The sequence below is a fragment of the Sphingomonas sp. genome (assembly GCF_019746015.1).
Classification (GTDB): Bacteria; Pseudomonadota; Alphaproteobacteria; order Sphingomonadales; family Sphingomonadaceae; genus Sphingomonas.
The window spans coordinates 1-6,742 of sequence record NZ_JAIESM010000067.1; the positions used below are offsets into that span (position 1 = coordinate 1).

The 6,742-nt window shown below is 65.1% G+C and carries 8 protein-coding genes; 2 read left to right on the top strand and 6 right to left on the bottom strand.

Features of this window, described 5'->3' with window-relative positions; all coding sequences use genetic code 11:
- From K2Y03_RS09780 to K2Y03_RS09795, 4 genes are all read right to left on the bottom strand, one after another.
- Positions 1–978 (bottom strand): serine hydrolase (locus K2Y03_RS09780; RefSeq protein ID WP_294090422.1); only part of this gene is annotated, 978 nt, incomplete at its 3' end.
- 32 nt (positions 979–1,010) lie between these two features.
- Positions 1,011–1,271 carry an I78 family peptidase inhibitor gene (locus tag K2Y03_RS09785; protein WP_294090424.1) on the bottom strand — a complete coding sequence of 87 codons (261 nt, stop codon included), beginning with the start codon at positions 1,269–1,271 and terminating at the stop codon, positions 1,011–1,013.
- A gap of 35 nt (positions 1,272–1,306) precedes the next feature.
- Positions 1,307–1,717 carry a hypothetical protein gene (locus K2Y03_RS09790; RefSeq protein ID WP_294090426.1) on the bottom strand — a complete coding sequence of 137 codons (411 nt, stop codon included), beginning with the start codon at positions 1,715–1,717 and terminating at the stop codon, positions 1,307–1,309.
- Positions 1,718–1,731: 14 nt separating this feature from the next.
- Entirely contained in the window at positions 1,732–2,325 is a 594-nt protein-coding gene (locus K2Y03_RS09795) for a porin family protein (protein WP_294090428.1), read from the bottom strand.
- 227 nt (positions 2,326–2,552) lie between these two features.
- Between K2Y03_RS09795 and K2Y03_RS09800 the strand changes: the two genes are divergently transcribed.
- Positions 2,553–4,472 (top strand): hypothetical protein, encoded by a 1,920-nt coding sequence (locus tag K2Y03_RS09800; RefSeq protein WP_294090430.1) that lies wholly within the window; start codon positions 2,553–2,555, stop codon positions 4,470–4,472.
- Positions 4,473–4,854: 382 nt separating this feature from the next.
- On the opposite strand, the gene K2Y03_RS09805 is transcribed toward K2Y03_RS09800, so the two are convergent.
- Entirely contained in the window at positions 4,855–5,346 is a 492-nt protein-coding gene (locus K2Y03_RS09805; RefSeq protein WP_294090434.1) for a hypothetical protein, read from the bottom strand.
- 176 nt (positions 5,347–5,522) lie between these two features.
- Here K2Y03_RS09805 and K2Y03_RS09810 point away from each other — a divergent pair, with 176 nt between their 5' ends.
- A complete protein-coding gene (locus tag K2Y03_RS09810) occupies positions 5,523–6,188 on the top strand; it encodes a hypothetical protein (protein ID WP_294090435.1) in 666 nt (221 codons plus the stop codon).
- A gap of 13 nt (positions 6,189–6,201) precedes the next feature.
- Here the strand turns inward: K2Y03_RS09810 and K2Y03_RS09815 are convergent.
- Positions 6,202–6,742 (bottom strand): ShlB/FhaC/HecB family hemolysin secretion/activation protein (locus tag K2Y03_RS09815; protein ID WP_294090436.1); only part of this gene is annotated, 541 nt, incomplete at its 5' end.

Sequence of the window (6,742 nt, forward strand, 5' to 3'; positions counted from 1 at the left end):
GTACCAGCTTTGCCCCGTCACCTGCTCGACCACCGCGCCGAGCACGACGAAGCCTTCGTTGCTGTAGGCGGCAGACGTGCCTGGCGCAAAGGCGGGCGGCTCGGCGGCGAAGGCGGGTAGCAGGTCGGCCATGCGGGAATAGGGCTTGCGTCGGTCATAGCCCGGCCGGTCGAACAGCGTGCCAAGCCCGGCTGAATGGCTGAGCAGGTGGCGCAGGGTACAGGCGCGGGCGAACTCGGCGTTGGCATAGCTGGGGAGCACCTCGACCAGCCGGGTGTCGAAGGTCAGCCGTCCTTCGGCAACCAGCTTTGCCAACAGCAGCGCGGTGAAGCTCTTGTCGGCCGAACCGAGGTTGAAGCGCGTGTCCGGGGTGTTGGCCTGGCTGCGCGCGCGCGACGCCATGCCAAAGGCGGCCTCATAGGCGACCTGACCCGTAGGGGCGACGATCCGGCACGCGCCCGAGAATTCGTCGCGCATGGCCGAAAAAGCCAACCGCTGCGCGACCAGCGCGGGCAGGTCTGCGGGCGCGATCGGGCCTTGCGGCAGCGGCTTGGTATAGGGCGTCGGCGTCGGAGAGGCTAGGATGTCGAAGATGCGCTCGGGATTGTCGCGGTCGATGCGCACCCGCAGGCTGCGCTCGACGCGCTGGCGGCGGGCGCGCACCGTCAGCCACAAGGTCGTGCCGCGCCGGTCGGCTGCGACAAAATCGAACCCGCCCGACAGGTCGGCAATCTCGCCGAACACCTTCTGGAAGTCAGCCAGCGGCCAGCGCTGCTGGCCGGCGGGGGAGAGCTGCCCGGCATGAAAAGCGGCGCGTGCCGCCGGGCCGCCGGCGGGATCGAACAGGGCCAGGATCGCGGCGATCTGCGGGTCCTGCGCCGCTATGGTCTGGCCGAAGACCGGCACCGGCAAGGCGGCAAGAACAAGGCCGGAGCCGAGCAGGCCACGGCGGGTGAGGGCAAGGGCGTTGTGGGACATGTGAGTCAGCCTTTTCTACCTGGAGGGACGTTCTAACCGCACCGGAAGCCCGTGATCGAGCCGCGCGCATCGACAAGCGCGTTGAGGCGCGTCGGCACATAGTCCTGCGTCAGGATCGCGCCGGGCTCGATCACGCGCACGCCGACCGGCAAGGTCGTCGCGGCGAGCGGGGCGCCGATAAAGCCATGATATTGCTCTGCCTTGCAGGCGCTGGGCGGGAACAGCGCGCGCTCGCCCGAACGATTGCCGATACTGACGCACCCCGGCGCGGCGAGCAGGACCGCCGACGACATCAGGGACAGGAGCAGGGGCCTCATCTTCTCAATCCTCATTCATAGACAAGTTGGTGGCCAAAGGCCCGGAACACAGCTTCGACCTGACGCCATGAGGCATCCGGCCCGAGCCCGGCCAGCGCGCAGACGAGTGCTGCATATCGCTCGTCCGGCGTTTCGATGGTCACCCGGGCCGGATCGCGCCCGATCGCGGAAAAGCCATGGACCCGACCCTGGGGGATCACCCGCACGGCACCCTTGCTCAGCAATTCGGAACCATGGTCGAGCGTCAGGCTGACAATCCCTGCGTCGACCTCGATCCGCTTCGCATAGGGCGCGGTTTGGGCGGGCGAGCCATGACCGGGCTCGATCGTGAGGCAGGCCCGCGTGCCGGCATCGCGTGCCGCCTGCGCAACCGCAAAGCTGCACGCGATGCCGGGCAATTGGAGGGTGCGGGCGCGCGCCATGCGTCCCGCTCCCGTTAGAAGGCGAACACCACGCCGGCGCGAACCTGATGGCGATCGAAATTCTCGCCATAGTCGTAGCTCAAGCGCAGCCCGATCGTGTCCGTGATCCGATGTTCGACGCCGGCGCCCACCACGAGCGTGTCATCGTTGAACGACGCATCGGTGACAACCGGGTTCGGACCGGTCGTGGGCGGTACCGATGTCCGGGTCGATACCGACCGGAGACGGACATTCTCCCAGCCACCCCGTGCATAGACGAGGGTGCGCTTGCTGAGCGCATATCCCATGCGGGCGGCCGCGCCATAATGCAGGCCTATCGCGTTGCGCGTTACCGTCGTGAACGTCGGCGTGGTGCGGGTCAGCGTCTCGTCGATCTCGCTGTCGCCCACGCGCGCTTCGATGCCCAGGATCACCTTGTCCGATACGGCAAGGTTATACCCGGCGAACAGGCCGTAGGTGACGCCACCCTGGTCGATCCGACCAGAGCCTTCATAACCCGTGTCGGCGCCGACATAGAAACCGCCATGGGGATTGGCGGCCGCCGGCGACGCGGTTAAACCGTTGAGAGCCACCAGCAAGCCGGCGCCGATCAACGCGTGGATCTTCATTACTGTCATCTCAATATCTCCTAAGTCCCCCAGATTTTCGGCGGGGCTGGCGTGCCGATAAGCAAGGGACGTGGGTGCGACCGTTTGAACGAGCGTGGGAATTGCTGCACAGCGACAAAAAACGATCTGGATAGGAAAAGGGCGGGCGCGTTGGCATGACGCGGAACAGGGTAACGCTGAGACTACTTGGCGGGTTTGCAATCGAACGGGACGGACGGACCATCAGCGTGCCGAGCTCGCGCAAGACACGCGCGCTGCTTGCCTATCTCGCGGTCACCGGCCGGCCGCAGCGGCGCGAACGGCTTTGCGAACTGCTGTTTGAGCTGACCGATGATCCGCGCGGGGCGTTGCGCTGGAGCCTCGCCAAGCTGCGCCCGCTGGTCGATGACGCGGACGTGACCCGGCTGGTGGCCGATCGCGACATGGTGCGCCTGAACCGCGAGGGACTGGGTCTCGATCTGGACGATTTGCGCGCGCTTGCCGAGGACGCGACTCTCGCCACCGCCGATGCCGACCGTCTGGAAGCCGCAGTCGAAACGCTTTCGGGCGATTTTCTCGAAGGGAGCGTCATCGACCATGCCCCCGAATTCTCCGCGTGGGTCGCGGCGGTGCGTGAGGATTGTCGGGCGCAGCAGCGTCGCTTGATCGAGGCGTTGATCGAGCGGCTTGAGAATGCCCCCGCGCGACGCCTTGCAGCGGGCCGAAGGCTGGTTCAGCTCGACCCGTTCGATGAAGGCGCCTATGCGATCTGTGTTCGGTCGCTGGTCGAGCTTGGCCGCGCGGACGAGGCGGCCAGCCTGGCGGAAAGCGCGGCCGCCGCGTTTCGCCGCGAACGCATCGGCCTCAGCGGCGCGCTTGACGCGGCGTTACGGGGCGCGCCCGTTGCCACTCAGCCAGCCTCTGCAAGTCCGTCGATGCAGAGGGACAAACGACCGCGCGATGCGCGGATTGTCGCGACGGTGGCCGTCCTCCCCTTTCGGCCGATGGGCGAAGAAGCCGAGAACCGCCGCTGGCTGGCCGACGGCATCATCGACGGCGTGGCCGATGCGCTTTCCCGCTATACCATGCTGCGCATCCTCGCGCCCGGCGCCACCGCGTCGATCGACCGGGATGATTTCGACCCCGTTGCGACCGCATCGGCGCTGAGCGCAGACTATCTGCTGACCGGGTCTTTGCAGCTGTCGCGCAGCGGCGGCGAGGAGCAACTGCGGATCCGCTACCGCCTCATTGCCGGCACCTCCGCTGCGATTGCCTGGTCTGGCATGCTGGAACGGTCGATGAGCGACGTGTTTGCGATTCAGGATGCGGCTGCGGCGGAAATCGCCAACGCCATCGAGCCCAAGATCGCCAGCCTCAGGCTGGTCGCAAGCACCGACCAGCCGGATGTCGACCTGGTCGCCTATGACTATTTCTTGCGGGGGCTTGCGTCGGGCTTCCGCTCTGGCGCGAAAGACTATGGCGCCGCGGCAGACGCGTTTGAAAAGGCGCTGGAAATCGCGCCGGATTTTGCCCCGGCGCTCGCCTACCTGCCCTGGGCACAGGGCATGGCATTTCGTCTCCAGACAGCGCAGGATTTCACCCGGGCGATTGCCATGGCCCGCCAGGCGATCGGCCTGGCCGGGGCCGACGCCCGGACGCTGGCAATGGGGGCAATGAGCCTGGTGTTCCTTGGTCAGGATTATGCCGGCGGGCTTCCCGCCGCAGACCGCGCGCTGAAGCTCAACGGCAATGATCCCGTCGCCCTGATCAGTGCCGCCTGGATTCGCGCCACGGCGGGCGAATATGATATGCCGATGGCGCTGTTTGCGCGCGCGGCGGACCTCAGCCCGCTTCCCGAAACCGAAAATGGCAATATCCATGCAGGGCGCGCGATGTGCTGCCTGATTGCCGGGCGCTATGCCGATGCGCGGCACTGGGCGGATGAGGCGCTCGCGCTCTCGCCCGGCCACCCCTCTGCCCTATTCAGTGGCACGGCCGCCGCTTCCGGCCTTGGCGACAGGGACGATGCCCAGCGGCGCGCCACCCTGTTCACGCGGCTCATCCCCACCGGGCTCGCCTCGCCGATCGTTCGCGCGCTGCCCTTCCGCCGCAAAGCAGACCGCGAGGAAATCTTCGCACTGTTGCGCGCGGCGGGCGTTCCGGGCTGACGCGAACGCCCTTCCAGCCGCATTCAGCTCTGATGGCCTGTGGATCAATTTCCGATTTACAGGCGCTAAACTAGGAGTCGCAACTCCGTAACCGCCAATGAGCAGGACAGAGCGGCTCGCAGCAGATAGCCTCCACCGCCAGCCAGTTCCGACGTTTCGCACAATCGTGTGCCTGGGGCGCGAAAACTCGTGCAGGGCTGCGCGTGTCATGCGGCCAATCGGTACTCGGGAGAGCGTATCGCGGCTCCGGTTGCGCTGATCCGTGCCCGGTTTCTCTGGTCGCGCAGCCCAAAGTAACGGTTGCGGTCGCGGCGGAGTTTTCGCCGATGCTCCGGCATGGCGCCAACTCGCGCATGATGGAGCTGTCAGGTCAGCGACCCAATCACGATGGGCAGCGAGGATCGCCCGGACAATCGGGGAGGCGCGCCAGTGTTGCCGCATCTGCCTCCATCGGTCCGTTCCCGCGTTTCCCCCCGTTCAGGCCCGTACCCGAAATCACCAGCGAGCCGTCATTGGCGATGCGCAGCGTGGTCGAACAGGCCAGCGACATGGGCTTCAATTCACTGCAAGCCAGCCAGACTTGGGGGAGACCTGCGGCGCTCACGCGAACCTTCTTGCGCGCCAAGTCCCACGCAAAAACACGTCCGGCGGGATTTCCCAGCTTGCTGTTAGCGCCGAACAGGAAGCCGTGATCCGCCCGGAACAAGGGCGTATCGCTGGCATCATAGGCGACCACCTTGGCGCCGTTGAAAGCGATCAACTGGTCAGGCCCACCGGCAAATTCGACCACCGTCAGCGAGAAGGCCTGGGCTGCGGCCGCGACGGGTATCGCACTCAACATCAAGATGCCCAACAGGTGCGCCGACCGTGCCATATCGCTCCCCCCTCGACGACGTGTCTCTATTTCCTTACGCTTGATCGCAAGAGGCAGCAAGAGAGCCGGCAACGGCGCTCGCGCAGGGTGAATGGGGTAATCAGTCATTGGCGAGCAGTAACGATGGAGGGGATGACCGATACCCCCGGCTGCGCAAGCGCGACATATTGTATCGAGTGGTATCGACCGGCTTTGCCGGCTTTCTGCTGGCGAGCACGCTGGCGGCCATCAACGCTTTCTACGCGCTGCGCGGCTCGGTGATCGTCGTACAGCCGCCGCAACAAGCCCTGCTTTATCGGGACGGTGACGGCGACAACGCCGTGCTCACCATCGCAATGCGGCTGGCGATGATTAACGCCGCCGATGGGCAGCATGGTGACGTCTTGATGAAGGCATCGATCTCGCCGATCGACAAGGGGCCGAATTTTGGATTTGCCGGAACTGTTCAACCGGTCTTCACCGACAATCCATTGGCTGAAAAGAAATGCGATATCGGCGTGCGCTGCATAAAATTGCGCGGGCTGTTGGCGATCGAACGCGATGATGAAATCGTCGATGTTCCGGGGGGAGCTGTCAAAGCACCCTATCTGGCCTATCCGATCAGTGACTCAAATTGCGAAGGCCCGGCAGCGCAGTGTGCAAAATTTGGCGATTTCGAAAAATCTGTGGCGACTCTTGCAAACAAGCCCAGCAAATTCACCGTAAATGTCAAATATTATCGGGACGGCGTCCGGCGTATTACATGCAGCGGCAGAGCGGTTGATATGGCCTATCTGCGCAAGGTCGGCTGGATGACGATCCGGTGCAAACAGGTCGACATTTCTCGATCGTCGATTTTCTGACGGTGCGCCGCTCCTAGAATTTGCGGAACGGCGCCAGCGGATGGATGGTGACGCGAAACTGAAAGCCGCGGTCCTGAAGATCGACACTGCCGACCTGGCGCACGTCGATCAGCGAATAGGCATAGCTGACCCGCGCCGTCACCGCGTCCGACGGTATCCAGGCCAGGCTGGTGCCGATGCTGGCAAGGCCGGTCGATTGCGGCTGCGGATCGACCGCATTGTTCAGGAAAGCGCCGTCGGCGAAGGCGGACACGCCAAAGGCGCCAAGATTGACGCCCTTGGTGCCGGCGCCGCGCCCGAATAGCGACAGCGGCTGATACAGCTCAACCGACCCGATCACGCCGCGATCGACAAGGGCCAGCGTCTCGCGATAGCCGCGAACGGTGAATTCGCCGCCCGCCGCCAGGCGTTCGCCCGAATAGAGAATGCCGTCAGCCCATTGCCCGGTGAGGCGCAAGCGCAGTTCGAGGCCCTTGGCGGTCAGCCGGCGGGCATGGCTGGCCTGGATCAGAACCGCGCGAAAATCGGTCTGCGGCACCAGACGCAACAGCGCG

Coding starts and splice junctions, on each gene's coding strand:
- K2Y03_RS09785 (WP_294090424.1), bottom strand. CDS start 1,271: ATGTCGTCGGCGGTCCTGCTCGCCGCGCCGGGGTGCGTCAGTATCGGC.
- K2Y03_RS09790 (WP_294090426.1), bottom strand. CDS start 1,717: ATGGCGCGCGCCCGCACCCTCCAATTGCCCGGCATCGCGTGCAGCTTT.
- K2Y03_RS09795 (WP_294090428.1), bottom strand. CDS start 2,325: ATGAAGATCCACGCGTTGATCGGCGCCGGCTTGCTGGTGGCTCTCAAC.
- K2Y03_RS09805 (WP_294090434.1), bottom strand. CDS start 5,346: ATGGCACGGTCGGCGCACCTGTTGGGCATCTTGATGTTGAGTGCGATA.